The 25911-nt window shown below is 40.2% G+C and carries 26 protein-coding genes; 22 read left to right on the top strand and 4 right to left on the bottom strand.

The window, feature by feature from the left end; translation table 11 throughout:
- The first annotated feature begins 77 nt into the window (after nt 1–77).
- The 13 genes from MNQ98_RS29725 to MNQ98_RS13765 all read left to right on the top strand — a co-directional run bounded on the left by MNQ98_RS29725 (nt 78) and on the right by MNQ98_RS13765 (nt 11205).
- A complete protein-coding gene (locus MNQ98_RS29725) occupies nt 78–404 on the top strand; it encodes a hypothetical protein (protein ID WP_347272256.1) in 327 nt (108 codons plus the stop codon).
- A complete protein-coding gene (locus MNQ98_RS29720) occupies nt 401–661 on the top strand; it encodes a GNAT family N-acetyltransferase (RefSeq protein WP_347272255.1) in 261 nt (86 codons plus the stop codon). The genes MNQ98_RS29725 and MNQ98_RS29720 overlap by 4 nt, the downstream gene beginning before the upstream one ends.
- Before the next feature lie 242 nt (nt 662–903).
- Nucleotides 904–1440 (top strand): GNAT family N-acetyltransferase, encoded by a 537-nt coding sequence (locus MNQ98_RS13820; RefSeq protein ID WP_241933679.1) that lies wholly within the window; start codon nt 904–906, stop codon nt 1438–1440.
- 158 nt (nt 1441–1598) lie between these two features.
- Nucleotides 1599–2474: an aldose 1-epimerase family protein gene (locus MNQ98_RS13815; protein WP_241933678.1), complete on the top strand. Its 876-nt coding sequence runs from the start codon at nt 1599–1601 to the stop codon at nt 2472–2474.
- Between the two features lie 744 nt (nt 2475–3218).
- Nucleotides 3219–4958: an ABC-F family ATP-binding cassette domain-containing protein gene (locus MNQ98_RS13810; protein ID WP_241933677.1), complete on the top strand. Its 1740-nt coding sequence runs from the start codon at nt 3219–3221 to the stop codon at nt 4956–4958.
- Nucleotides 4959–5556: 598 nt separating this feature from the next.
- Nucleotides 5557–6183, top strand: coding sequence for a hypothetical protein (locus MNQ98_RS13805; RefSeq protein WP_241933676.1), 627 nt, complete (start codon nt 5557–5559; stop codon nt 6181–6183).
- Between the two features lie 388 nt (nt 6184–6571).
- Nucleotides 6572–6733 (top strand): hypothetical protein, encoded by a 162-nt coding sequence (locus MNQ98_RS13800; RefSeq protein WP_241933675.1) that lies wholly within the window; start codon nt 6572–6574, stop codon nt 6731–6733.
- Between the two features lie 412 nt (nt 6734–7145).
- On the top strand, nt 7146–7706 hold the full coding sequence (locus MNQ98_RS13795) for a sugar O-acetyltransferase (RefSeq protein WP_277883744.1): 561 nt from the start codon (nt 7146–7148) through the stop codon (nt 7704–7706).
- Between the two features lie 352 nt (nt 7707–8058).
- Entirely contained in the window at nt 8059–8637 is a 579-nt protein-coding gene (locus tag MNQ98_RS13785) for a hypothetical protein (RefSeq protein ID WP_241933674.1), read from the top strand.
- Nucleotides 8638–8767: 130 nt separating this feature from the next.
- Nucleotides 8768–9223: a DinB family protein gene (locus MNQ98_RS13780; RefSeq protein ID WP_241933673.1), complete on the top strand. Its 456-nt coding sequence runs from the start codon at nt 8768–8770 to the stop codon at nt 9221–9223.
- Nucleotides 9224–9488: 265 nt separating this feature from the next.
- Nucleotides 9489–10067, top strand: coding sequence for a TetR/AcrR family transcriptional regulator (locus tag MNQ98_RS13775; RefSeq protein ID WP_241933672.1), 579 nt, complete (start codon nt 9489–9491; stop codon nt 10065–10067).
- On the top strand, nt 10064–10567 hold the full coding sequence (locus MNQ98_RS13770) for a flavodoxin family protein (protein ID WP_241933671.1): 504 nt from the start codon (nt 10064–10066) through the stop codon (nt 10565–10567). The genes MNQ98_RS13775 and MNQ98_RS13770 overlap by 4 nt, the downstream gene beginning before the upstream one ends.
- On the top strand, nt 10567–11205 hold the full coding sequence (locus MNQ98_RS13765) for an NADPH-dependent FMN reductase family protein (RefSeq protein WP_241933670.1): 639 nt from the start codon (nt 10567–10569) through the stop codon (nt 11203–11205). Before MNQ98_RS13770 ends, MNQ98_RS13765 begins: the two co-directional genes overlap by 1 nt.
- A 1103-nt stretch (nt 11206–12308) precedes the next feature.
- On the opposite strand, the gene MNQ98_RS13760 is transcribed toward MNQ98_RS13765, so the two are convergent.
- Nucleotides 12309–13400: a DUF1648 domain-containing protein gene (locus tag MNQ98_RS13760; RefSeq protein ID WP_241933669.1), complete on the bottom strand. Its 1092-nt coding sequence runs from the start codon at nt 13398–13400 to the stop codon at nt 12309–12311.
- Between the two features lie 167 nt (nt 13401–13567).
- On the opposite strand from MNQ98_RS13760, the gene MNQ98_RS13755 reads away from it, so the two are divergent.
- The 8 genes from MNQ98_RS13755 to MNQ98_RS13725 all read left to right on the top strand — a co-directional run bounded on the left by MNQ98_RS13755 (nt 13568) and on the right by MNQ98_RS13725 (nt 19708).
- Nucleotides 13568–13867 (top strand): hypothetical protein, encoded by a 300-nt coding sequence (locus MNQ98_RS13755; RefSeq protein WP_241933668.1) that lies wholly within the window; start codon nt 13568–13570, stop codon nt 13865–13867.
- A 356-nt stretch (nt 13868–14223) separates the two neighbouring features.
- A complete protein-coding gene (locus MNQ98_RS13750; RefSeq protein WP_208914352.1) occupies nt 14224–14496 on the top strand; it encodes a hypothetical protein in 273 nt (90 codons plus the stop codon).
- A gap of 425 nt (nt 14497–14921) precedes the next feature.
- Complete coding sequence (gene pyrH, locus MNQ98_RS13745; RefSeq protein WP_241933667.1) at nt 14922–15656, top strand: UMP kinase; 735 nt, start codon at nt 14922–14924, stop codon at nt 15654–15656.
- A 562-nt stretch (nt 15657–16218) separates the two neighbouring features.
- Entirely contained in the window at nt 16219–16926 is a 708-nt protein-coding gene (locus MNQ98_RS13740; RefSeq protein ID WP_241933666.1) for a DNA alkylation repair protein, read from the top strand.
- Nucleotides 16927–17485: 559 nt separating this feature from the next.
- Entirely contained in the window at nt 17486–17857 is a 372-nt protein-coding gene (locus MNQ98_RS13735; RefSeq protein ID WP_241933665.1) for a hypothetical protein, read from the top strand.
- A 251-nt stretch (nt 17858–18108) separates the two neighbouring features.
- Nucleotides 18109–18309: an SDR family NAD(P)-dependent oxidoreductase gene (locus MNQ98_RS29875; RefSeq protein WP_481856767.1), complete on the top strand. Its 201-nt coding sequence runs from the start codon at nt 18109–18111 to the stop codon at nt 18307–18309.
- Nucleotides 18260–18658 (top strand): SDR family NAD(P)-dependent oxidoreductase, encoded by a 399-nt coding sequence (locus MNQ98_RS13730; RefSeq protein WP_241933664.1) that lies wholly within the window; start codon nt 18260–18262, stop codon nt 18656–18658. Before MNQ98_RS29875 ends, MNQ98_RS13730 begins: the two co-directional genes overlap by 50 nt.
- A 15-nt stretch (nt 18659–18673) precedes the next feature.
- Complete coding sequence (locus tag MNQ98_RS13725) at nt 18674–19708, top strand: phosphotransferase enzyme family protein (protein WP_241933663.1); 1035 nt, start codon at nt 18674–18676, stop codon at nt 19706–19708.
- A gap of 323 nt (nt 19709–20031) precedes the next feature.
- On the opposite strand, the gene licT is transcribed toward MNQ98_RS13725, so the two are convergent.
- The 3 genes from licT to MNQ98_RS13710 are packed head-to-tail and all read right to left on the bottom strand — an operon-like array spanning nt 20032 to nt 24362.
- Nucleotides 20032–20883 carry a BglG family transcription antiterminator LicT gene (gene licT, locus MNQ98_RS13720; protein WP_241933662.1) on the bottom strand — a complete coding sequence of 284 codons (852 nt, stop codon included), beginning with the start codon at nt 20881–20883 and terminating at the stop codon, nt 20032–20034.
- 18 nt (nt 20884–20901) lie between these two features.
- Nucleotides 20902–22344: a glycoside hydrolase family 1 protein gene (locus MNQ98_RS13715; RefSeq protein WP_241933661.1), complete on the bottom strand. Its 1443-nt coding sequence runs from the start codon at nt 22342–22344 to the stop codon at nt 20902–20904.
- Between the two features lie 59 nt (nt 22345–22403).
- Nucleotides 22404–24362 carry a beta-glucoside-specific PTS transporter subunit IIABC gene (locus MNQ98_RS13710; RefSeq protein WP_241933660.1) on the bottom strand — a complete coding sequence of 653 codons (1959 nt, stop codon included), beginning with the start codon at nt 24360–24362 and terminating at the stop codon, nt 22404–22406.
- A gap of 740 nt (nt 24363–25102) precedes the next feature.
- Between MNQ98_RS13710 and MNQ98_RS13705 the strand changes: the two genes are divergently transcribed.
- On the top strand, nt 25103–25477 hold the full coding sequence (locus MNQ98_RS13705; protein ID WP_241933659.1) for a YybH family protein: 375 nt from the start codon (nt 25103–25105) through the stop codon (nt 25475–25477).
- The last annotated feature ends 434 nt before the right edge of the window (nt 25478–25911 follow it).

Genomic DNA, 25911 nt, shown 5'->3' with positions numbered 1-25911 from the left:
TTATACTGATGCTAGGAAAGAATTATGGTATCAGTGATATCGTTGATTGAGAGTATCGAAACTGGAGGGGTTGCAAAATGGATTGCGTTAATCATGAAGTAAATAAGTTAAATGTTACCGTTAGACTATGCGGTATGGAGGAGAAGTTTATTATCAATAATATTTATCCTCTTTATCTGCATGATTTGTCTGAAGTGTGGGAACACCAGATTAATCGTTATGGGGTGTTTGAGAATGATGATACCCGAACCTTGATTGAACAGAATCGCGTGTTTGATATCTGGTGGGAACACCCGAACGTACTATTCCCGTATCTATCACAGTGGATGATATACCTGCGGGTCTTGCTTTTGTGGCGACTTCCCCTTTCACACCATGTCCTCACTATATCGATTATTACATGAATGAGTTCTTCCTATTACGCAATTATCGAGGAAAGGGCGTTGGAGAAGAAGCGGTGCGGCAGATTATTGAAAAGATGCCAGGGCAATGGGAAGTTCAAACCAATCCCACCGAACGAAACGAACGTGCAAAACGTTTCTGGCGTAGGACACTTAACACATGCACCAACGGGAAATACTCCGAAGAACTTGGTCATCATCCTGAGGATGGAGAAAAGCTAGTCTTTCGCTTCATCACGAGTTCTGACCAAGGTGAGTAATTAGAGAGGTTATTCTCTATTCATAGGTTTAGTAATAAACAAGGTTATCCGATATTCGTTGATCTAAAGGGTAAATATAGTTGAACGAGCTATGGAGCAGTTTGCACTGAGAAGCTGTTCCATTTTTATTAAGCTAAAGGGCAGGATAACGTAAAAAAAGACCAAACCAAAAATACCTATTTGTGGTAACGTGTAAGTGTGGATACTTTTAATTCACAGATACTTTGAGAGAGGTTTTATTAATGAGTGATTTAAACACTGTTTATATCGAAACAGAAAGGCTGGTCGTCAGAACTTTTGACGAAAACGATTTTGAGCAATTTAAAAGGCTTTTGGATTTGTATGGAGGTTGGCAAATGCAGAAGCCAAGAGCAAAAGAGTTTTTTGATTGGCACCTTTCTAATTATAAGAAGATGGATATTATAACTGGAACATTATGCTTAGGTGTTTTTGAAAAGGAAACAGGTGATATTCTTGGTCAAGTCGCTGCACAAGAACATGATGACCTGAATGAACCTGAATTTGGCTATGGGATTCTCCCATGTGCAAGAGAGAAAGGGTACGCTAAGGAGGCTGCAAAAGGAACTCTTGAATGGATAGAGGAAAAGTACGATATTCCATATATCATTGGAACAGTTGCGATTGACAACATCCCATCTCAAAAGGTTCTTGAATACTGCGGGTTCCAGCTTGTTAATGAGCAAAGTTTGCTGATTCATATGATGAATGAGAGGCATGATTTTATGTATTATCGGTATTATTTTAATAGTCCCGAATAGACCGAGAAGTGATACACACGATTAAGCTAACGGGGAACGATAGCTCAATAAGCACGAAGAAACGGCAGCTGATGAATTGGCTGTCGTTTTCTCAACTCCCTCAAGAACTTTGATATAATATGGGTATCTGGACTATAAGTATGAAAGGGAGTACAACAATGAATAAAATTTTGCGCAGCAGCTCGGCGGAAGCTGAGATTAATACCCTTGGGGCGGAACTGATCAGCTTCAGAAAGCTGGATCCGGAAGCTGAATACATCTGGAGCGGTGACGCCACGTATTGGACAGGCCGTTCTCCGGTGCTGTTTCCCATTATTGGTGCGGCCCGGAACGGAGAGATTAAGGTGGACGGTAAAGCCTATAAGATCGGCAATCACGGATTCGCCAGACGCAGCGAATTTACGCTGGTCCAAGAAAGCGACACCCACGCGGTTTACCGCCTCTCTTATGATGAGAAAACCCTGGCCAGTTATCCTTTTAAATTCAACCTATATATTACATATAAACTGAATGTAAGCACACTGGAACTTAGTTATCGGGTGGAAAATAGCGATGAACAGGATATCTTCTTCCAGCTCGGGACCCACCCGGCGTTCAATTGTCCGCTTGATGACAACGGTAGCCTGAGCGATTACTATCTGGAGTTCGCTGAATCGGAAAACCTTGAAAGGTTGTTCTTGAATTCGGACGGCCTGCTGATCAGCGGCAAATCGGAGCCCGTTCTGAAACAAGAGACCATCCTGCCGTTATCCCATGAAATGTTCGCCGAAGGCGCATTGATTTTCCGAAATGTGAGCTCTCGGCAGATTTCGCTTAGAAGCAAGCACTCCGCCAAAAGCGTAGTTGTCACCTATAAAGGATTTCCCGACCTCGGCATCTGGCAGCCTTTGAACGCTCCCTTCATATGCATCGAGCCTTGGCAAGGAGTAGCGGATATGGACGTCTTCGAAGGTGAACTTCAAGCTAAAGAGGGAATAATCACCCTGAAGCCGGGGGCGAATTTCACAAGCTCCCTGACCATAGAAATCAACTGACGATCCGAGGGAAGCTGCAGGGTTCTCAACTGGTTAAGCTCGCCTCCATACCATTGCAAAAAGCTTCAATCTATAGAAGAGGGCACTGAAGAACTTACGTTTTTCTTAAGGAGTATGTATAAACTTCAAAAAAGAAGACATTCAACCCCATTTTAGGAAGGATGTCTTCTTTTTTTGCTCTATTTTATTCAATTTATCCCTATGTTTTCAATCTGTTCATTAATAATGTCGGGGGACAAGAACATGGTCCCGTTGAAAGTCGCTATTTAGCGGCTTTTTTGTTTTATCGGTACAAGTTTTTGTCCCGAGCCAAGGACAAGAACTTGTACCGATTGCCGGAATGGACAAAAACATGTTCCCATTACCGATTAGGCATGCATCTAATCGATTTATGTCCGTTAATTCATTAAGCTAACGGGCAGGTAGTTTAAGATTAATCGCGGGGAAGCGTATCATAAATCGTCTCGAAGCATGGCATAAATCATATCATTGTGCCAGGGCATAAAGCTTGGTCCCATAATATGCGTAGGGTGGATCATTGTCATGATTTTGTTTGATGTATTTTCATGGGATTGGATAAACGGCCAACAAGCCACCATTCTAAAGAAAGTATTAGAATTTCGAAGTGAGGGTAAGGGCTAAAAATGGATTGAACTTGGTAGTAAAGAGTGTTACTCTAAAAGTCTGTGTTCGACAATACATTTAATAATAGTCACCATTTTAGTTATAAAGAAAGGCACTACTATGATAAAAGTTGATAACTTATACTTCTCATTTCCACAAAAAGAACTATATAAAGACATTTCATTTACGTTAGAAGAGTCACAGCATTGCGCTTTTATTGGAACAAGTGGCAGTGGTAAAAGTACACTGATCGATATACTGATGGATCCAGAAAGATATTTGTTCGAAGGCAAGTTAGAGATAGATCCAACCTGCAAAATTGGGTATGTAAGTCAGTTCTCCCAACTAGACAGAACTAAAGAAACAACTGTTTTTGAATATATCGGAGAAGATTTTATTAAGCTACAAAATGAAATAACATCTATTTGTAATGAAATGGAAACATCATCGGATATTGAGCCGTTACTCGAAAAGTATCAATTCGCTTTAGACGCATTTGATGCAATGGGCGGAGATTATTTTGAGAGTAACATTAATAAGAAGCTAAATCTTGCAAACCTCTTGAAGCTAAAAGATGTTAGGGTATCCGACCTGAGCGGCGGGGAATTCAAACTTATTCAAGTAATGAAGGAAATGCTTAATAGTCCAGACTTAATGATCATGGACGAACCGGATGTGTTTTTAGATTTTGAGAACCTAAATGCGCTTAAAAAACTTATTAATACTCACAAAGGCATACTGCTAGTTGTTACGCACAATCGATATCTATTGAATCATTGTTTCAACAAAATTATTCACCTTGAAAACACAGAGATCCAAGAGTTTGATGGGCGATATATTGAGTATAATTTCTCATTACTTCAGACAAAAATTGAGTTGCAAGAAATCGCAGTCGCTGAAGCTGAAGAAATTGAGAGATACGATAACATTATTGATAATCTTAGAGCTATCGCAACTATTAATTCAGAAGCATCTAGAGGTAGAGCGTTAAAAGCTAGAGTTAGATTTCAAGAGAGATTGGAAGCGCGTAGAATTAAGGCACCATTTGTTGATATTAAGCAACCGAATATCAGTTTCGGTATTGAGAATGAAATTGAAGACAGCATTGTTGTAAAAGTCAATAATTATAGTGTTGCCTTTGATGAACTGCTTTTAGAGAATGTTAGCTTTGAGATAAGATCTACGGATAAAGTAGCCATTATTGGTCCAAACGGTACAGGGAAAACGACTTTACTCCGAGATATCTTTAACAATAATCATGATTCCATTGAAATAAATGATGATGTTAAAATGGCTTATTTATCTCAGAATCAAGGCGAAATGCTAAAGGATTCTAATACAATACTAGAAGAATTCATCGATGCTGGGTTTAAAACTTATGATGAAGTTAGATCGTATATTTCAAACTATGGATTTGAAGGCGAAATCGTTAATCAAAAGATTGAATCACTATCTGGTGGAGAAAAAAACATACTTCAATTGGCTAAAGTTTCTGCTAGTAATGCAAACGTATTGCTTCTTGATGAACCGACAAGCCATTTAGATACATATACACAAATTGCACTGGAAAAAGCCATTGAAGACTATAAAGGTGCAATTCTCATGATATCTCATGATTTCTATTCTGTTGTAAATGGTATGGATTATGTATTAATCATTGACAATAAGACGATTAGAAAAATGACTATGAAAAAATTTAAACAGATGATTTATGCTAGTCACTTTGATAAAGACTATTTAGAAGCGGAACAAAACAAAAAAGCAGTTGAAATGAAAATAGAATTGGCTTTAAAAGATACTAATTTTGAATTTGCAAAAGTATTGGTTGATGAGCTAGAAGAGCTAATTAAGTTGCTTTAAATTACAACTCTCTGATTGAAATGATTACAAGAAAGTGAAGTCAATTACAGCGAATAGGGCTAAAGTGAATTAGTCTGAGTTCAACGATGAAACATGATGCTGGTGAAAAAGTATCAACAAAAAAGACACTGATGAATAGAATATCAGTGTCTTTTTACTACATTGATTTCTTGTTAGCTCTTGCTTTAGGGAGGGAGAGAGATGTTACGGAATATTCAATACCAACTTGGTATCATCATAATTTTTTATATCAAGACACAACAATCAATCCATTTGTCGGGTGACAAAAACATAGTAACAATAGAAGCCGCTGATTAAGCGGCTTTTTATATTTATGTTATCAAGTTCTTGTCAAAACACAATGACAAGAACTTGATAACATTCCCGACAGATGACAAGAACATTGTTACATTCCCGATATGATGTCAGCGACGGCGGCTAATAAAGATGATTAGACGCCTTTTTATTAAACTAACGGGCAGGATAGCGTGGTGAGCACTGGAGTTTTGCATTGCATAAGAAACGTATGTTCTCTATAATCACCATAAGTGATTTCAAGAACAGGATGACGAAAAAACCGAAGAAGGAGTAGGTAAAATTGAAGTTGAAAAATTCGTTACTTTGGATTGGCGGTTCACCGGATTCGTGGAAAAGTACACTAGCAAAATACATTGTCAAGAAATACAACCTTTCTTTGTATGATTATGACATGCATGAGGATAAGCATCATGAGGAACTGTCTGCCCATTCAATTGGAGCTAAAGAGATAATGTCCTCCTCCATGGAAGATAATTGGGTACATATTAGCCCGAAGGAAATGCTAAACAGGGCGAATGGATCATTTCGTGGTCGATTTCCCTTGGTTATCCGTGATTTATCTGAAATACAAAGTGAGAGGCCAATTTTAGCAGAAGGCTTCGGCCTAACACCTCAATTGGTTGGGCCTCTACTAGATAACCCAAAACAAGCGATTTGGCTGGTTTCGGATCAGGACTTTAAGATGACTTCTGCAAAGAAACGTAAAAAATTGTCAGGATTGTTCGAGATAAAAGAGATCGAGCACATTGCCCTGGAGAATCTAAATAAAAGAGATATGCTGATTGATGCCCAGATAAGAGCAGAGGCAAACCAGCTTGGTCTAAAGGTTATAGAAGTGAATTCCTCAACCCCTTTTGAAGTTATTGTTGGCTTGGTTGAGGAGCATTTTGGTGCCTATCTAATCTGATCTTCGTTCAACTAACGGGATACGATAGCTCAATAAAACCAAGAAGGCATCAACGTGATCAGCTGCTGTTTTCAACTAGCAGACTGACAATAGGGATCGTTGCAGAAATGCTGATGATCCTTTTTTTGTATACCTTTATGGACGATGTTAAATACCCTTAGCTAACATTAATTGCTTTTGATAATTGTCCCGACCCAAGAACCGGGATCAAATATTACGATCGCGACGCATCGAAGCTGCCGGGCCGCGTAGAAGAACGATTTGAGAACGAAAAAGACGCGGCAAGGTATGGATATTTCCCTATTACGAAATAGAGCCGCAAACCGTTAAGCCCGAAATGACGATAAGAGATAGAAAGGGGGGTTCTCTTAAAAACAAGAGCCCTACGGTGAAGGGAATACTGCAGTTATCCACTCAAGACGCTAAACTGCGTCATTATAATCTGATCATGTCTGAGCTTGAGCGGATAAACCTAATTGTCGGTGAGTTTTTAATTCTGGGCAAGCCTCAAGCGGTCCAGTCCAGCAGGAGCAGTGCGAGACGATCTTAAAAGAAGTGTTGCACGTGTTCGGAATCCAGGCGGCGCTGAACTATGTGGAGATTCGGAATTGACCGGTTAGTTGACAAGCGTCAAGCAGTTTATGGATGAGAGGGAGGGGATACCCTTTAGAACCGTGAACGAGTGTAAACAGGTGATTCAACTGTGCCTTAGAAAACTCCAGCTTGAGCACCAATATGAATTTGACGATGGGCAGGTAGAGGGATACAATTGAGTTGGGACATCTTATTTTACTGGAAATTGTGGTTGTGGTAACTTTCAATTTCTCAAGGACAGATGTCTTTTTACCGTCTAGTCATTCGACGAAGATTCTAATCCCTCGGCATTAATGACTCTTTAACGACGACATGTTTTTTGCAACACTCAAGTTAATAAATCAACATAAATTGAAGGAGTAAATTATATGACGGAAAAGGAAAAATCACATGCCGGCATGTTATATCAACCCGGAGATCCTGAGCTTGTAGCAGATCGCGATATTACTATAAAAAAATTACACGATTACAACAACATACACCCACTTGATCGCGACGCAAGGCAGGCCGCCATACGCGAGTTGCTGGGAAAGACCGGAGATAACTGCGTTGTGGAGCAACCACTTTTTTGCACTTACGGGTATAATACCACAGTGGGCGATAATTTCTTCCTTAATGTCAACTGCAAGCTTATGGACAGTGGGAAAATCACGATTGGAAACAATGTATTTATAGCACCCAATGTTTGCATTATAACGGAAGAACATGCCATGAATGTGGAACAACGGCTGGCAGGGTTGGAATATACACATCCGGTCAATATCGGTGATAACGTCTGGATTGGAGCTGGCGTTATTGTATTGCCGGGCGTGACGATCGGCGCGAACAGTGTTATTGGCGCGGGTAGTATTGTTACAAAGGATATTCCGTCAAACAGTTTGGCTGTCGGTAATCCCTGCAAAGTAATCCGCAACTTAAATGATGAATGAATCAAGATTTACTAGGGGTACGGCCGAGATACGTGTAAAAATAGGTCACCGTAATACATTATTTACCAAACACTGTTTTCCCATGCTATTCCAATATTGTCGAGGGACAAGAACATGGTCCCATTGAAAGTCGCTATTTTAGCGGCTTTTTTATTTTATCGGTACAAGTTCTTGTACCGATTGCCGAAAAGGACAAGAACATGAGCCGATTACCGATTAGATAAGTATCTAACTATGTTTCCATACAATTTCATTAAGCTAACGGGCAGGATAGTTTGTTCACTTGGAGAATACTACATTACGAATGTTTTTACGAAGTTCGTAAATCAGATATTATGAGGGGATTATGGACATGACTGAAATTGAAAAACTTCTCTCAACCATTAAAGAAAATGAACAACTTGCAGAACAGATTGGCGCAATACTATGTTTAGATTTTTATGACAAGCTGCAAACACCTTACATGCTTAACTATCGGTATATATTTAGTATCCCTGGCATGGCGTTCTGTAAAGATGGAGGTGGCGGAGAGTATATATTGTTAGAAGATGGTAGTATTGCTTACTCTGGTCAAGTGGATGAATGTGGTCGTGTAGCCGAAAATGTTCAGGAGTTTTTGGAATTGGAATTAAATTGCGCTTACAATTGGTATAACTATACTCTGTTATATAAGCATAATCCAGAATTTCTCAACGAAGATATAGTGGAATATGAGCTTGAAGGACGTGAGCAGTTTTTGGATGCTTTCGGAGATGATTTTTCTAATTATGATGAGTTACAAAAAATAGTGGCAGAAGCCCTGCACCTTAAAATTTCACAGGACATTAGAAAAGATATTCTGCCTTTATTTTTTAAAGCTGCAACGAAGGAACCAAAGTTTTACTGGGAAGAGCAAGATTTAAAAACCAAATCAACGGACTTAATAAGTTAATATTCCGGCGGCTTTTTGCCTTAACGGACAGGATAATGGAATTTGGCAATCTGACACAATTAGAAGTGTAGGCTACTAACGGATAACAGTAGGTTCAAGTAATCGATGAGACGAAGAGGAGGAAACCGAAATGAAGACGATCAAGTGCATGATGGACCACCTGTACTGGGCGAACGCACGCATCTTGGACGCGCTCGAGGAGAGTGAGACGAAGAACAAGGACCTTCTGAAGCTGGTTCGACACGTCGCGGTCGCGGAACGAGTCTGGCTGTCCCGATTGCAGGGCAAGGGCAGCGCGCTATATTCGTTGTGGGAGGAAGCGGAAGACCTGACGGCGATCCGGACGATGTTCGAAGAAAACGCCGAGCAATATCGCGTCTATATCGAAGGGCTCGAGGAATCCGAGTTGGACGAGATGATCGACTATGCAAACCAGAGCGGGGTTCCGTTCCGAACGTCCGTCCGGGACATCCTGTCGCAGGTCCTCTTACATGGGCAATATCACCGGGGACAGATCAACCGGGCACTTCGGATCGAATCGGCAGAGCCTGTCCAAGTCGATTACATCACATTCGCGAGGCTCTAACGGGGCCTATTAATCACCATTACTCGGAATGGGATTGGCATTAAACTAACGGAGAACGATAGCTCAATAAAAACATTTAAGGCAGCTGGCTTCCTGATCGGCTGCCTTTTTTCAACTAACGGGCAGGATAGTGAGAAAAAAGGAAGTAGCGAATAGAGAAGATATGTGCTGGAACTTTACTTATGACATTTTCAAACTTGACACTGTAAAGATTATTTATTATAATCTTTACAGTGTCAAGTTATATGAAAGGAAGCATGTATAAATGAAAGAAAAACCATATCATCACGGTGATTTGCGAAAAAAACTTATTGAAGCTGGTATAGAGCTTATTAATAAAGATGGTTTAAAAGCTTTTTCCCTGCGTAAGGTCGCAGCGAAATGCAACGTCAGTCATGCCGCACCATACAGTCATTTTAAAGATATAGACGAGTTGATTTATGCCATGGGCGAGCATGTAACGGAGCGATTTGTGGAAAAGATGCGTACATCAATTCGTGGACAGGAAAACAGTCTCGAAGCGACCTCACTGCTTGGGCAGGCTTATATTTCCTTCTTCATTGATAATCCGCAATATTTTCAGTTCCTTTTCTATCACTCAGGATTAACCATTGATTTGGATAATGATAACGCCAATGATTATCCGCCATTTGCTTTATTCAGGACAACGGCGTATCAATTGTTTCACAGCATAGGGTTGCCAGAGGAAGCTTATACCGAAAAATTGATTGCTCTTTGGTCAACGGTACACGGCATAGCCTCACTGCTTACCAATCATGGTATCCGATATTCCGGGGACTGGATTAATGTTTTTATAAACAATTGTATTAAGGAGATAGAATGATGAAAATTATTATACATGATTTGAATCAACAAGAATTCATGGCGTTGTATGAAAACCAAAATACAGACGTAACTGTTATATCAGACAATGGCACAATCCGTAAATGCATTGGTTGCTTCGGATGCTGGATCAAAACACCGGGAAAATGCGTTATAAAGGATGGTTATCACAATATTGGCGAACTTCTTTCACAATGCCATGAGCTGGTTGTCATCAGTAAATGTGTTTATGGGAGCTACAGCCCCTTTGTATGCAATATTGTGGATAGGAGCTTACCATATCTTCTGCCTTATTTTGTAATCAAAAATGGAGAAACCCATCACCGATACCGGTATGACAACAAATTCACTCTATCGGTACATTTTTATGGCAATGACATAACCAAAGCAGAAAAGGAGACCGCACAAGCTCTGGTTGCGGCGAATAGCGTGAACCTTAATTCCACAGGAAACAAGTTGTATTTCCATAACAGCCTACAAGCAATCAAGGAGGTAATATAGTGAGAATCGCTATGATAAATGGAAGCCCCAAGTTAGGAAGAAGCAATTCGGGCAGGATGCTCAAAGCACTTGAACCCCTGATAATCTCCGAGCATGAAATATCACACTATAACATGAATAAAAAACCGCTTACCAATGAGCAATACATCGAGCTTTGCCACATGGATACACTGATTATTGCATTCCCTCTATACTTCGATGCAATACCGTCGCATTTATTAAGGATGCTGACTACTCTGGAAGGGTATATGAAAGCAGAACGAGAAAAGGAAATTTATGTTTATGCCATTGTAAACAATGGATTTTATGAGGGGAAGCAAACTTTCATTGCTCTTGAAATCATCAAAAACTGGTGCATACGATCCGGCCTTCATTTTGGACAAGGAATCGGACAAGGCGCTGGTGAAATGATGGGTTTTATCGAAAAGGTACCACTTGGCCAGGGCCCTTTAAAAAATCTAGGAAGGGCAATGGAATGCCTGGCAAAAAATATACATTCTCATGGTAGTGATAAATCCTTGCTGTTCAGTCCAAATTTTCCACGCTTTGCCTGGCGGTATGCAGCGACACACTCTTTTTGGCATGCAAAAGCTAAAAAGAATGGTCTGAAGAAGAAAGATATTATTAAAAAGCTTTAAGAAGGCTGCGCTAATCAAAGCTCAAGCCATAACATGATGCGCAATCTTGTACATGACTTAATGGGTGATAGACAGAATATTTGTTTTCAGCTGATGAGTACATATTGGATTCAGAAGAATGACAGAATAGCCGTGAGAAGAGAAGAACGAGACCAGAGGTTTCGAATAGTTTCCTGTGGCATCGAGGACAACTTTAGGCTGCTGATCCGTGATATCTTCAACTGTTCCAAGATAACCAAGAGTCGATGAAGATCCTCATTTGAACGGATGAATGAAAAAGGTTTGTACATACAGTCATGATAGGTAAGGAAGGCAGCGGCAACACTTTTCATACACATTTGGTTTTCTCTGAGGATTCGTTGGTGTCCTGATTGCATGAGATATGGATATTTTAGAATCATGTCCGAGCTGCTCAAATGACTTACCGTTTTTGTTAAGTGATAGTAGGATGGATCAACCGTTTACTTGCAAATGTGGTTATAAGATGGCCCAAATCACACATTGGACAGAATGAAACGTTCTTTGGAAATCAAAGATTCTTCAATGAAACAATGGTTGAACGGAATAGGTAGGAGGGCAACGGAGCGATTTATTTTTGTTCCAAGTTCAGTTAGTATAAACTTATTTAAAGTAAACAAATGTCGGGTGACAAGAACATAGTAACAATAGATGCCGCTGATTATGCGGCTTTTTATATTTATGTTATCAAGTTCTTGTCAAAACACAATGACAAGAACTTGATAACATTCCCGACAGATGACAAGAACATTGTTACATTCCCGATATGAAGTCATCGACGGCGTCTAATAAAGATGATTAGACGCCTTTTTATTAAACTAACGGGCAGAATAGTCGAGCAAGAAAGAAGAAAATTAATATGAATGGGGGATTAGATAAGACCGCTTAGCTTAATCTTGCTAGTCTCGCGCTTGAAGAATTTACATAGATTCTTCCAGATGTTGATATATCTAGATATGAAAAGCGTTCTAAGCCTTTCACCTTGAAAATACAGGCTGAATATGACTCTACTACAGGTCAGATGAATAAGTATATTGATGGGAAAAATGCTGTTACTTCTTATCAATATGATAAATTGGGCAGGGTTACAACCACACCACAACTAACAGTACAATAATTCCGAGCCAAATCAGCCAGGTTACTGGGTGACCGAAATTTAATCCCCAGCCGACTCCGAACCTTTTCTCCACGATTAGGTTTGGATCCTTGCGATTGAAATAAATCATACCTAATAGCCATTTATCATCATCATGGACAGGTCTGACATTGGATCGATCGGCAGATCGCTCCAAGCGGCTTCCGCCCTGACCAGCCCAGAACGATAAGGCGAAGGCGTATAGCATGATAAAGGCTATTATGATTAGGATAATGGGGATAGCGAAATTGATGTTAAGCAGAGATATCATGTTTAGTTGCACGACGGAAATCAGGATAACTATTAAGAAGCTTGCTGTAATCATAAAACATGACCAAGTACGGCGGAAAGTTACGTCTTGTCTGATGGAACGGTTCGGATCAGTGGGTTGAACCTGCTGCTTCACTCTGCGAATACTCCAATTCTCAAATATGAACACAAGTGTTATGAACACTTGCATTATCGTAGGCATAAACACAGAACTATAAGATTTAGCTGCATAGCGGTCTACGTTCCAACTGCTGTTGTAATGGATCGGAATCTGATCAGGAATCAGATCGTAGTTGCGTAGCACAGTTACAATACTAACAACAATAATTAAAACATGAATGAGGAACCAATTACTAGACAAGCCAATGTTTCTATTCCGAAATCCAGTGTCCACTGCCATGATCGATGGTTCCGGAGCAATAGGCAGCATAGGTAGTAAACTTTTCATTTTGAAATGATAGCTAATGTTTATGACTAGGGAGATTACGACCATGGCGAGTGAATAAGTGACAATGATCCAACTTTGTTGCTTGGAATGTTCATCACCGTATATTAGGCAGATGATACAAACAATGAATAGGATGGTATGCAAGGTAGCACTAATCCTAGCATATGACTTCCGCATCTGGCGCAGAGGCTCACTGTGGAATTGTACAGCGCTGACGGTGACCCCAAAACTAATCGTCTCTCTTGTTAAATAAGGCATGCTTACCATGAGTACAATGGTAGGTACAAATACAAAAATCATTATTATAACAGGCATTATCGTCATATCATCCGCCTCCACTTATACATAAGTGTGTATTCGAAAACTCTATAACCCTTAGAGCATAGGCGATTCATCACTATGCCTTTTTGCGTATGATTATCTTATTAACTTAGGATAGGTAATCGACTTGAACATAAATTTAATTATAATCGATTTTAGTGACTATAAGGATGAAATTAACAATTTATCCGGATTTTTCGCTACGCAGAGCTACTCATAATAATGAATACAAAAAATCTATGTTGAAATCCATGGGGCCATGCATCGAAATCGTACTTGATCGAGTTAAATTAGTTGAACTAAATAAAGACAATGATATTTTTGTTACATATTACAATACAGGTTCAAATGGGTTCGGGAATAGTCCTAAAAGTAAAAAAGCAAGAAGTAAAAAAATGTTCATTAAGTACAATCAAGATGAAGCGAAACTTGATGGGAGTTGTATCAAAGAAATAATAAAACATTCCTAATAAAGTATTATATTGTCGAGGGACAAGAACATGGTCCCATAGAAAGTCGCTAATTTAGCGGCTTTTTTGTTTTATCGGTACAAGTTCTTGTCCCAAGTCAAGGACAAGAACTTGTACCGATTGCCGAAAAGGACAAGAACATGTTCCGATTACCGATTAGATAAACATCTAACTAAATTCTACAGCTATTCATTAAGCTAACGGGCAGGTTAGTTTAAACGCTTCGCGAATAACTCCAAGTATGGAATTAATTGCGAAGTTCGCAAATTAATCGATATACACAATTACACAAACACCTGAAACCATTTCTAAACATAATCGTAGCATATTGTAAATAAATTGCATTGAGGTGAAGTATGAAAGCTTTTGATTACTTAAGAAGAGCCTATTATAAGCTTAGTTATTATTATCAGAAATTTCAATTGATTGTAATGTCTTTCGTAGTTGCTGGAATAGTTGATTATTTTTTTATTTACGAGATTTTCGTTTCATTATCAGCATTAGTTCCTGTTTTTATTTTAGAAATTGCTCCAGTCATTATTATCATTTTATCAATAATTATTATTCGAGGAATCGTTAAATTTATAAAGAAGATGAAAGAAAATAAACACTTACTATTTTTATTCTAACAAGAAATTATCATATTAAGAAGCTTTGACCGTATTTCAAGGAGTGTGCAACATCGTATAACACCATATTCACGCTTCTGTTCATTGGATTCTCCCATAGCATTTCGAGGATTTAAGTCAGTTTTTCATTAAGCTAACGGGAAACGATAGCTGAATAACGATAAGATGGCAGCCGGTTAGTTGCAAACGGCTGTTATTGTTCAACTAACGGGCAGGAATGCTGAAAAATTTTTAAATGATTGTTGTTTTTTTATCCTAATTATGTATAATACGTGTAGATGGAAATTGACTGAAAGGAGTGGGGATATGAAAAGGAAGCGGAGGGGCAATAATAGTTTGTCTTTTCATTTTCATATTCTTGTTCCTTTGAAACACTAAAGCATTCATTGCTTTAGTGTTTTTTATTTATCTGGGGGTGTGTTTCATTGAGTAAGTACAAAAGAGTTCTTATTAAGTTAAGTGGTGGGGCTGTCGCAGGACAAAGTGAATTTGGATTTGACCCTGAAAGACTGGACCATATTTCAAGTGAAATTATGTCAGTTATTAACATGGGTATCGAGGTATGCCTTGTAATTGGAGGCGGGAACATATTCAGAGGTAATATGGCTGAAAGTTGGGGGATTGAAAGGGCGGAAGCGGACAACATTGGAACTCTAGCAACTGTTGTAAACAGCTTAATGCTAAGGGGAGTTCTGAAGGCGAAAACAAACAAAGAAGTTCGAGTAATGACTGCACTACCAATTACATCTGTTGCAGAACCGTATATTAGATTGAGAGCAATTCACCATTTAGAAAAGGGTTACATAGTAATTTTTGCTGGAGGAAATGGGCAACCATATGTTACAACGGATTACCCTTCAGTACAAAGGGCGATAGAGGTGAATTGTCAGTCGATTTTAGTAGCAAAACAAGGTGTTGATGGTGTTTTCAATGCGGATCCAAGGAACAACAAAGACGCAAAGAAGTATAAGTCGCTACACTATAATGATGTAATTAAACACAATTTAAAGGTAATGGACCAGTCGGCTTTCATTTTAGCCCGAGATTATAGTTTGCCTATCCATGTTTTTAATTTTGATAAACCTGGTTCTATGAGGGAAGTGTGTGAAGGAAAAAATGTTGGCACGATAATCAGTAGTCAATCTACCTTAGAATTTTAACCATCTGGATGCTTTCAAGCACATAAAACAGGATCGCGACATAGATATGCAGTTAACAAAGCCAGAATTGGTTGATCTACTGATTCGCATGGAACAGTATATTGCATATCAGAATCAGCATTGGCTAAAAAATGAATTTGAGAAGTTCCAAAAATAAAACTGTCGGGGGACAAAAACATGGTCCCATTGAAAGTCGCTATTTTAGCGGCTTTTTTGTTTTATCGGTACAAGTTCTTGTCTCGAGCCAAGGACAAGAACTTGTACCGATTGCCGAAATGGACAAGAACATGAGCCGATTACCGATTAGATAAGTATCTAACTAAGTTTCCATGCAACATCATTAAGCTAACGGGCAGGTTAGTTAATTCATAATCAATCTTGGTCACCAAAAAAGAAATATCCCTGGTACAATTATGTTATAAAAGTGAAAAAAACTGGGGTGTATATTATACTTTCTGAAGTAGCATGGAGGATGTAAGGAGAGATCCCGGATCGTAGAAGGCACAATGATGACAACGAACCACTCGAAGGCTGAATATATGTTTAGGAGCGTGAATAATAGATGACCTATGAAGAAATCATACAGGCATTGGCTGGCATGGGCAGTGAACAGACGAAAAGCACTTTTATTCGCCATGGTGCGAAAGAGCCGTTCTTTGGCGTCAAAATCGGGGACATGAAGAAGCTCGTTAAGCATGTGAAAAAAGACCAAGCTCTCGCTCTGCAGCTGTATGAATCCGGCAACTACGATGCGATGTACCTGGCGGGGCTTAGCATCAATACGAAGACGATCACCAAAGAACAGTTGCAGCATTGGGTGGCGGGAGCCAATTGGCATTCGCCTGCCGAGTATACGGTAGCGAGAGTAGCCGCAGAAAGTCCGTATGCGCATGACCTGGCTGTGGAGTGGATTGATTCGCCGGAGGAACTGGTCGCTGTGAGCGGATGGAGCACATATGCCAATTATGTATCGGTTACGCCAGACGAAGCGCTCGACATGGAGGAGATACGCAGTTATTTGACAAGAGTGCGCGACACCATCCACGGCGAGCGCAACTGGGTCCGCTATGTTATGAATACTTTCGTTATTTCGGTCGGCGCATACGTTGAGGCATTAACGGAGGAAGCGAAGGCAGTCGCAGAGGCGGTCGGCAAAGTGCATGTGGATGTCGGCAATACTGCATGCAAAGTTCCGCTTGCAACGGAATATATCGGCAAGATCGAGGCGATGGGCCGAATCGGCAGCAAGAAAAAGACCTGCATTTGTTAACCGCAATAGCGGAGGGGGAGGCGCGATCTAGGCTGCAGAATTTCCGTTAATAGCGCGGCTGACAAAATAGCCAGTGTCCGGCAACGCAAGGAAAACCTGCGCACCGTGACAAATCGCGCTGACGGTTTTAAGTAGTTGGGTCTATGGGTCTAACGGGAGAACGTTAGTTCTATAAAAAAAGCCGCAGTCTAGAAAGTTGTGGGGGCTATGGTTGCACATTAACCCTGCGTTATGTGATACCGGGAGTAAGTAAGTAAATGTAGTATTTGTCGGGTGACAAAAACATAGTAACATTAGAAGCCGCTGATTATGCGGCTTTTTATATTTATGTTATCAAGTTCTTGTCAAAACTCAATGACATGAACTTGATAACATTCCCGACTGATGACAAGAACATTGTTACATTCCCGATATAATTTCATCGACGGCGGCAGACGCTCTTTTATTAAACTAACGGGCAGTTTAGTAGTACAGCATATAAGTGAAACCGTTTTAAATGGAACTTATAACTTGTCCCCTGCGTCATATTATTTAGAACAATATTAAAGAGGAGGACATAATGAAAAAACAATATGTGTTGATATTGATCATGATTTTAACATTGGTCGGATGCAATGTTAAATCAATTTCGCTTACTGGGGAGAGTGATAGTTGGAGTGGCGAATACACAGCAAACATTAATGGAGATAAGGAAAGTGGAAAGTTCATTTTTGGTTATAAAAATGCAACGGGCAAAGAACTAAAAAATTTAGAAATTACCATTAATGATGGAAAACGCGTGCGTAAAGAGGGGGACTACAAAGGAGCAATAATTGAAATGCCTTCTAGTTGTTCAGGCTGTGCAGTAACGAACGAATCAATTCCTATTAAAGTAGAAATTAAATGGGATGACAAAGAAGAAACTTTTCACTTAAAAACAAAAGATGAATAGAGAAATCAAAGGAGCCTTTATAGTCATTTTTATCCTTGGGACGAATCGAAGAGATTGAAGTCGGAGACTATGACGAGAACTTGTACCGGTTGCCGTAAAGGACAAGAACAAGTACCGATTACCGATTATGCGCATATCTAATTTTAATTCGATAGCTAGTGCATTTAGCTACGGGCAGAATAGTGTGGAGAAGCCTGTAATAGTCAGAAGTAGAAGAAGCAGTAAGTACTTGTCTCCGTACTTTTCAAAGAATTGATATTGGTGTTAATAACGCAGGCATATGCATTGGTGGATTAACGGCTAAGTGCAATGAAGAGGATTTTGATAATGTTATAAGTGTAAATTTGAAGGGAACTTGGTTATGTATGAAACATGAAATACAAGCAATGACTCTGCAAGGACGTGGAGTCATTATTAAATACTGCTTCAATTGCTGGACTAATTGGTCTTAAACACCACGCTGCATACGTTGCTAGCAAACACGGTATCATTGGTCTAACGAGTACGGCAGCAGTTGAGTATGCATCAAAAGGGATACGCGCTAATGCCGTTTGTCCAGGTACAATACATACGGACTGGGTTGGAAGTGTCACAGATAAATTAATAAAGCCCATCCAATCGGGAGGACTGGTACGCCTCAAGAGGTTTTGTTCGAGCCGGACGGAATCGGATGAGGATGTGCTTCTGAGAGAGGGCGCTGCTGAACAATTACCTGTAAAGCGGTCAGCAGGAAGCCTTACTTCAGGTGGTCGCCGAAATTTTCGATTGAAAAAATTATGCAACTACTTAAATTATGAATGAAAGAAGGTATAGAAGATGATACGAGAAATTAAAGAGCAATTCACTGAAGAGATCCTTACCGAAGCAATAAAGCGATATGACATTAATAATGACACCGTTCGTTTATTGGGCGGTTATGAAAGCTTTGTTTATGAATACCAGAAAAACAATGCATTTTTCATATTAAAAATCTCACACACAATTAGAAGATCAAGAAATAATATACGGGGTGAAATTGAATTTTTAAATTTTTTGTCGAATAAAGGACTGGCAGTTTCAAATGCTGTTCCATCGACTAGGGGTAATATGGTTGAAGAAATTCCTACAGAAAATGGTTCGTTTCTAGCCATTTCTTATGAAAAGTCTCTTGGAAATGAAGTGTCTGGTGATGATTGGAATGAATCGCTTTATGAAAAATGGGGCGAATTTCTTGGAAAAATCCATTATGCCTCAAAGGGTTTTGAATGGAGTAATCCAGCGTTTAAACGACAAAATTGGGAGCAAGAAGTTCAATTAAAGGCGGAGAAATACCTGCAACCTGATGATGTAATGATTTCAATTATAAAAGAAAGATTAACAAAACTTACTTCTATGCCCAAGTCCAAAGATACATACGGTTTGACTCATACTGATTTTCATCAAAGTAATTTTTATCTGCATAACGGAGACATTTATTTGTTCGATTTCGATGATTGCAGTTATACGTATTTCGTAAACGATATTGGGATTACATTGTGTTATGCACTTTTTCGTCCGTTTAAGGAATTTGAAAATAAAACGGAATATTATAGATTGTTTTTCCGCCATTTTATAAAAGGATATCTAAAGGAAAATACAATCCAAGAAGAAGAAATAGAATATTTACAAGATTCTATTAAACTTCGTTATGTATTGTTGTATGTTTATTTTCATCAAGCAAACGATGTGTCACATTTGGATGAAGAATCAATGAACTGGTTAAAAGAGCTTCAACGAGTAGCCGCTTCTGATGACCCTATGCTGCCGATTGATTTTGTTCAAGAATTTAAAAGCATTTATAATAGTATTCATGGGAGTAGCGTATTTTACTAAAGTAGGGGCTGGGCTGACTCAACACAGCCGGCTCATAGGGGGCCGGCTGTGTGTTTTTTAACTTATATTTTTCCCGATGACAGTTACACAATCCATTAAGCTATGTATACAAAAGACATGACATATGTACAAAATACGAGTTTTGTGTATAAGTGAACTAAAATCTGTTCTGTTGTGTATATATCATCGTTGTTTGTAGAGGCATACGGACGAGAAATTTAAGAAGTAGTAACGTCGGATTAACCCCCGCCGAACTATTAGCTAAAGCTCAACGGGGGTTTTAAATACGTTCTAATCAATATAAGAATACACCTAACATTGTTTTATAATCGTCCCTTGTCATCTTGCTCCTCTTGCACAATTCGGGCAATGTGAATCATCAAATATAATAATTCCTCGTTCGATATGGTGATATCCAGCATATTTTGCACGTAGGTTTTGATCATCTCCGCGCATTTGTATTCAAGCGGATGCTCCTTCACCATGTGCTGGAATATAAAATCTTTCGGCGAATTGCCCAGTCGGCCCTCTTGTAAACGCTTGATAAAAAATTGCAGGTGTGTGACGAGTCTCACATAATTGATGGAGTTTTTGTTCAATTGCATATCAAAGCTGTATTGAATAAGGTTAAAAATATCTTTTAACATTTTAACGGATTGCATGGTGCGCTCCATATTCTGCTCATGCGTTTGGGCATTGACGAAATGAAAGGCGATATTCCCCGCTTCCTCTTCCGTAAGCTTAATGCCAAGTTCTTGATTCAACATATGGACTGCTTCAAGGCCCAGTTCGAATTCGACGGGATGAAATCTCTGAATCTCCCACAACATGCGATTCTGTAATGATACGCCTTTTTTCCATCGTTCAATGGCAAACGACAGGTGATCCATAAGCGTAAAGAAGATTTGGTCGTCGAGTGAGAGCTTTTCTTTGGCATTGGAAATCAGTTTGTTAATGACATTCACATGTGATTCTGGCATGTTTTCGATGGTTCGCACGTAAGCCTGGGCAGACGGGTTATTTTGCAGAATGAATCTTTTCTGGATATGCTCTTCATCGAGTTGCTCGCCGACTTTTCCTTTAAATGCCAAGCCTTTTCCCATGACAATCACTTCTTGCCCCTGTTCATCTTTGGTCAGAAGCAAGCTGTTATTCAATATTTTGATTACTTTCATGCCATTCATCACGATCCTTTATTCTTTCGTGACCGCCTGATCCGAATTTCCGATACATCTGCCATTCTGTTGAATGACCTGCTGATACCACGAGAAGCTTTTCTTTTTCAAGCGCTTCAAGTCTTTCAGATCCTGTTCACCACGGTTTACATAGATCAAACCGTAGCGTTTCCCATAACCCTGATGGGTGCTTACCACGTCAATAACGGACCAAGGGCAGTAACCAATTACATCCACACCATCCGTTAGAGCCAGTTTGATCTGCTCCAGGTGTTTCTCGATAAAATCAATTCGGTACGTATCGTTAACAGTGTGATCTGCTTCCAGTACATCCGGAGCTCCTATGCCATTTTCCGTAATTAAAATCGGGAGACCATATCGTTCACATACCTTGCGCAATGTCAGCCTTAGGCCAACCGGGTCAATAACCCAGCCATATTTCGTTTTTTCCGTATAAGGATTCTCCGCGGCCCGGTACACTCCCTGCTCGCCAAGCATAATTTGCTGATCACCCGCACGAGCTGTAACATCCGACACATCGCCCGTACTGGCGGCAATGGTTGCCGTTGAGTAATAATTAATAGCTACCAGATCGGGACGGCCTGCCTTGATGTCCTCCATGTCGCCCTGCTCAATAACCGGCTCGATGCCACGTTCCTGCAAATAACTCCAGAATAATGGATTATACCGTCCCCACACCGATAAGTCGAGAAAACCCCATCCGCGAATCGTCTCCCAGTTATGTGCAGCGATTGCATCTGCTGGTCTGGAGGTTGCTTGGTACATGGAAGTCATGTTCAATGCAGGACCGATCTTGCCTTGCGGGAACATATCATGAAATAGTCGCATCGTTCTGCCTTGAGCCACAAACATGTGATGATTTTGCTGATACAGTTCCTTATTGGAAGGCAAACGTCCGCCTTTCGGTGTACCAATAGCACCTGGATGGAGAATCATCGTATTTTGCTCATTAATGGTCAACCAATATTTCACTTTATGCCCGTATTGCGTAAACAATATACGCCCGTACTCTACAAAGGCATCTATTGTCTCCCGGTTGTTCCATCCTCCGGTTTTCTCAAGCTCGTAGGGTAAGTCGAAATGGTACATGGTCACAATCGGTTCAATGCCATGGAGTAGCAATTCGTCAATTAATTGGTGATAAAAATCGAGTCCTTTCTCATTAACCGTACCTATACCTGAGGGCAAGATTCGAGTCCATGCAATCGAAAAACGATACGCTTTGAGGCCCAGCTCTGCAAAAAGCTTCACGTCTTCTCTAAATCGGTGATAGTGGTCGCTCGCAACTGTGAAATCGGCGGTTCCAGCCGGATGATCACACATATCGATCACAGATAAGCCTTTGCCATCTTCGTTCCAGGCTCCCTCCACCTGATAAGCAGAGGTAGAGCCTCCCCACAGAAATTCATTGGGGAATGGTTTGATGTGTTGATATAACATCTCAAGCACTCCTTCATTTTAATGTTGATCAGAATAAATGACGAACTGTGTTAAGGTCGTTACGAAAGTTGGATAATGGTCGCTCCAACATCCACAAGACTCTGCTTCTCCAGCTTAATGTCCGAGAAACGATCCGAATTGGCGATAATGATAGGGGTTATGACTTCGTAACCTTCCGCCTTGATTGCATCGATATCGAAGCTGATCAACAAGTCACCCCGTTGCACCCGATCCCCCACTTTAATGGAAGAGTGGAAATGCCTCCCCTTCAGATTGACGGTATCAACTCCAATATGAATCAATACCTCTTCTCCATCATAACCATTTAATTTGACCGCATGTTTGGAGTCCATGAAAGCCGTAACTTCCCCTGCTATCGGTGCATAAAGTTCTCCTTTTGCAGGAATAATTGCAGCACCCTTCCCCAACAATCCCAAAGAGAAGACATCGTCTGGTACACGGTCAAGATGGACTAATTCTCCTTGCATCGGGCTGGCGATCGTAAGTGGGCGTAATTCATTTTGGCTCGGTACATTCGCATTTGTTGTTGCAACAGACTGCGTGCTTGGGGTGTTGTCTTTAACAGGCTGTTGGGAAAGCGTCTTGTCATCGTTAACGTTGTTATTGCCTTCTTCCTCATCGTCCACTGGATCTTCAAAACCAATGATCCATGTCAGAGCAAAGGTAACGATAAAGGCGATCAGACAAGTCACAATGGCATGAACGATGTTCATCGGATTGCTGCCAATGAAGGCCGGCAACGCGGCAAGCCCAGGAGAAACGAAGGCATAACGTACTAATCCGGTCAGACCAGCGTATATCCCTGCTACGCCACCACCAATCATTGCGGCAATCAAGGGCTTCTTCAGTTTCAGCGTAACGCCGTACAAGGATGGTTCCGTGATGCCCAGCACAGCGGTGAAACCGGATGAAGCAGCGAGCTGCTTGAGTTTTTTGTTTTTCGTTTTTAATGCTACAGCAAGCGTTGCCCCACCTTGAGCAATATTGGACGCGAGCATTCCAGGACCGTTGATCATTTCATATCCATTTTTGGTCAGTTGGCTAGTTGCAATCGGCGTCATCGCCCATGCGGTGCCTGACACGATCAGGAACGGTTGTAAAGTTCCCATTAACAAAGGAATCAGCCAACTGGCTCTGGCATTAATCGCTTCTGCACCCATCGCGACCAGATCATTCAGATACGTTCCGAAAGGCCCGATCGCTACCAATGCGAGTGGTGCTGTAATCAATAGCACAAGCATCGGTTTCGTGAAAAATTTAATCATTGAAGGCGATACCCGATCCGCGAAACGTTCAATATAGGACATAAGCCAAACGACGATAATAATCGGCAGCACGGAGCCTGCATAGTCGGTTAGTCGAACCGGAACACCGATGAAAAACACGTTTTTTCCTTCCGACATCAGGGCGCTCCATCCCGGGTGTAACAACACGCCGGCAACCGTCATCGCCAGAATTGGACTTGTTTCGAACTTAATGGAAGCTCCATAAGCCAACAGAATGGGCATGAAGTAAAACGCCGCGTCCGCAATAGTATTAAGGATATAATAGTTTTGGCTTTCCGTGGTTACGAGGCCTGTCAGCACAAGTACAGCTAATATAGCTTTGATCATACCCGCGCCAATGATTGCTGGTATTACGGGAGTAAATGTAGTCGAGATCACGCTTATGAATCTGGAAATCCAGCTCTGTTTTTGTTTTGATCCGTTATTTTTGCCGGAATCCGATTTGGTGTCCCCACTACCGGTTGCCGAACCCATCTGTTGAGTAATAACACGATAGACCTGCTGCACTTCATTGCCCACGACAACCTGGTATTGTCCACCATTGTTCACAACGGTAATGACACCTGGGAGTGCTTTGAGTTTTTCTGTCTCCGCTTTGGAGATGTCGTGCAATTCGAACCGAAGTCGGGTTGCGCAATGCGTAAGCCGAGCGATGTTGTCCTTATTTCCAACCAATTCTGTAATCTCTTGTCCCAACTTGCGATAATCCATACCTTTGCCCCATTTCTGAATTTGGATATAAAAAAGACCAAAACGATATGCCTTCCCCTACTCACATAAGGAAAATGCAAAATCATTTTGGTCATGCCTGCTTTACCAGTAACAGCCAAACATTGCTAATATTCAATTCGTATCGATGTAAACGTTTACTGGATCATAATATCATACAATAAATTAGTTAGCAATCACTTTATTCGTCATTTTTCTACATTTTGATATGGAGTAAATAGCAGGATAAATAATTCAGTAATCGGATCATGTTACCCCTTTTATATTTTGAATATGAGCTAAACGTAACATATGCTGAGAAAAGTTGTAGGTACAAATTAGTCTTTAAGAATTATATTGGCTACAATCAAGTTGATGTCAGAGATAGTCTTGAGTTTCAAAGCATTCAAGTAATAAAATATCGTGTGAAGAGTGGCTTAGGCATTTCCCTCGTCCCTTTTTTCTGTAAAAGAGGATCTGGAGAACAATAGGCTTATAGGCGAGGATGTTGGCCTAGAACGGCCCATTATATCTACTTATATGGCGTATCATTAAGATAACTGGCTCCTCTATGTAAAATATGATTACTTTACTAAAAAGACATTCGGAAAAATGGAATTGAAAAAAATATGACGTGATTACAGCCTAACTATATTTACTTAAACCACGACACTGAACGTCAAGATTTATATTTTACAATGACAAATTCGGACAAAGAGATCATTATTGGATTCACAAAAAAAATGGGTGAAACTCAAACGGGAGATGAAATAACAGAATTTTGGCACAAAGAAGCAACATGGTTTGATTTTCAATTCTACAAGAAAAAGAGGATTGAAAATTGTAGAGATGAGTTTCGTCAACAATTTGCAAAGATCAAAAATGTACAGACCGGATTTCTTGAAATTGAGGCGTATGTGGATGGTAATGTTGGCTTTGTTCAGAGTATTCAGCACTTTCAATGTGAGAATGAAAATGGTTCTCCCTCTGCCAGCTTTCTTACCCGTCAGACAGATGGTTATATAAGAGAAAATGGCAAATGGAGATTGATTCATCAACAACTATCATTACCGACATATTTCAGGACGGATCATTCTTTATTTAAAACGGAATTTTAACCTATTTTATACATGCTAAATATCTATTAAGCAAAGAAACCTTAACATATTAGCATCTTGGTTTCTTTATTTTTTAGTATTGATAGCTTCGGAGTTCTAAACAAAGATCGAAAAAGGCGACTTCTCCCCATTTGAATGTTAGGAAAAGTCGCCATCTGATATAGTTCATTAATTATTTACTTGGTGAGGCATTCAATAAACTCATCTTTTGAATTGTAACTACACCTTAAGCGCTTGATTCGATTCAACAGAACCTCGTTCCTTATTAGCGCTTGACCACCAGTTGGCAAGTCAATCATCTTCACCCTCACAGGCACGAAGAAAGGCAAGAACAACAGCGAGTTCAAATCAGTTCGCTAAGAACGACTGTGGCTATCTGCATCATCGAAGAACATAAGATGGATACATGGCACCAAATGTTCCGCTTAGAAGAA

Source organism: Paenibacillus sp. N3/727 (genome assembly GCF_022637315.1).
Lineage (GTDB): Bacteria > Bacillota > Bacilli > Paenibacillales > Paenibacillaceae > Paenibacillus_AQ > Paenibacillus_AQ uliginis.
Note: the sequence above shows the minus strand (reverse complement) of the source record. Positions and strands in the feature narration are given on the sequence as shown.

What these genes read in the sequence shown, in the direction of transcription:
- licT (WP_241933662.1), bottom strand. Translation starts at nt 20,883, where the DNA reads ATGAAAGTAATCAAAATATTGAATAACAGCTTGCTTCTGACCAAAGAT.
- MNQ98_RS29725 (WP_347272256.1), top strand. Translation starts at nt 78, where the DNA reads ATGGATTGCGTTAATCATGAAGTAAATAAGTTAAATGTTACCGTTAGA.
- MNQ98_RS13715 (WP_241933661.1), bottom strand. Translation starts at nt 22,344, where the DNA reads ATGTTATATCAACACATCAAACCATTCCCCAATGAATTTCTGTGGGGA.
- MNQ98_RS13755 (WP_241933668.1), top strand. Translation starts at nt 13,568, where the DNA reads ATGAAATTAACAATTTATCCGGATTTTTCGCTACGCAGAGCTACTCAT.
- MNQ98_RS13785 (WP_241933674.1), top strand. Translation starts at nt 8,059, where the DNA reads ATGACTGAAATTGAAAAACTTCTCTCAACCATTAAAGAAAATGAACAA.
- MNQ98_RS29720 (WP_347272255.1), top strand. Translation starts at nt 401, where the DNA reads ATGAATGAGTTCTTCCTATTACGCAATTATCGAGGAAAGGGCGTTGGA.
- MNQ98_RS13735 (WP_241933665.1), top strand. Translation starts at nt 17,486, where the DNA reads ATGAAAAAACAATATGTGTTGATATTGATCATGATTTTAACATTGGTC.
- MNQ98_RS13820 (WP_241933679.1), top strand. Translation starts at nt 904, where the DNA reads ATGAGTGATTTAAACACTGTTTATATCGAAACAGAAAGGCTGGTCGTC.
- MNQ98_RS13705 (WP_241933659.1), top strand. Translation starts at nt 25,103, where the DNA reads ATGGGTGAAACTCAAACGGGAGATGAAATAACAGAATTTTGGCACAAA.
- MNQ98_RS13760 (WP_241933669.1), bottom strand. Translation starts at nt 13,400, where the DNA reads ATGACGATAATGCCTGTTATAATAATGATTTTTGTATTTGTACCTACC.
- MNQ98_RS13750 (WP_208914352.1), top strand. Translation starts at nt 14,224, where the DNA reads ATGAAAGCTTTTGATTACTTAAGAAGAGCCTATTATAAGCTTAGTTAT.
- MNQ98_RS13815 (WP_241933678.1), top strand. Translation starts at nt 1,599, where the DNA reads ATGAATAAAATTTTGCGCAGCAGCTCGGCGGAAGCTGAGATTAATACC.
- MNQ98_RS13710 (WP_241933660.1), bottom strand. Translation starts at nt 24,362, where the DNA reads ATGGATTATCGCAAGTTGGGACAAGAGATTACAGAATTGGTTGGAAAT.
- MNQ98_RS13780 (WP_241933673.1), top strand. Translation starts at nt 8,768, where the DNA reads ATGAAGACGATCAAGTGCATGATGGACCACCTGTACTGGGCGAACGCA.
- MNQ98_RS13795 (WP_277883744.1), top strand. Translation starts at nt 7,146, where the DNA reads ATGACGGAAAAGGAAAAATCACATGCCGGCATGTTATATCAACCCGGA.
- MNQ98_RS13740 (WP_241933666.1), top strand. Translation starts at nt 16,219, where the DNA reads ATGACCTATGAAGAAATCATACAGGCATTGGCTGGCATGGGCAGTGAA.
- MNQ98_RS13810 (WP_241933677.1), top strand. Translation starts at nt 3,219, where the DNA reads ATGATAAAAGTTGATAACTTATACTTCTCATTTCCACAAAAAGAACTA.
- MNQ98_RS13725 (WP_241933663.1), top strand. Translation starts at nt 18,674, where the DNA reads ATGATACGAGAAATTAAAGAGCAATTCACTGAAGAGATCCTTACCGAA.
- MNQ98_RS13770 (WP_241933671.1), top strand. Translation starts at nt 10,064, where the DNA reads ATGATGAAAATTATTATACATGATTTGAATCAACAAGAATTCATGGCG.
- MNQ98_RS13775 (WP_241933672.1), top strand. Translation starts at nt 9,489, where the DNA reads ATGAAAGAAAAACCATATCATCACGGTGATTTGCGAAAAAAACTTATT.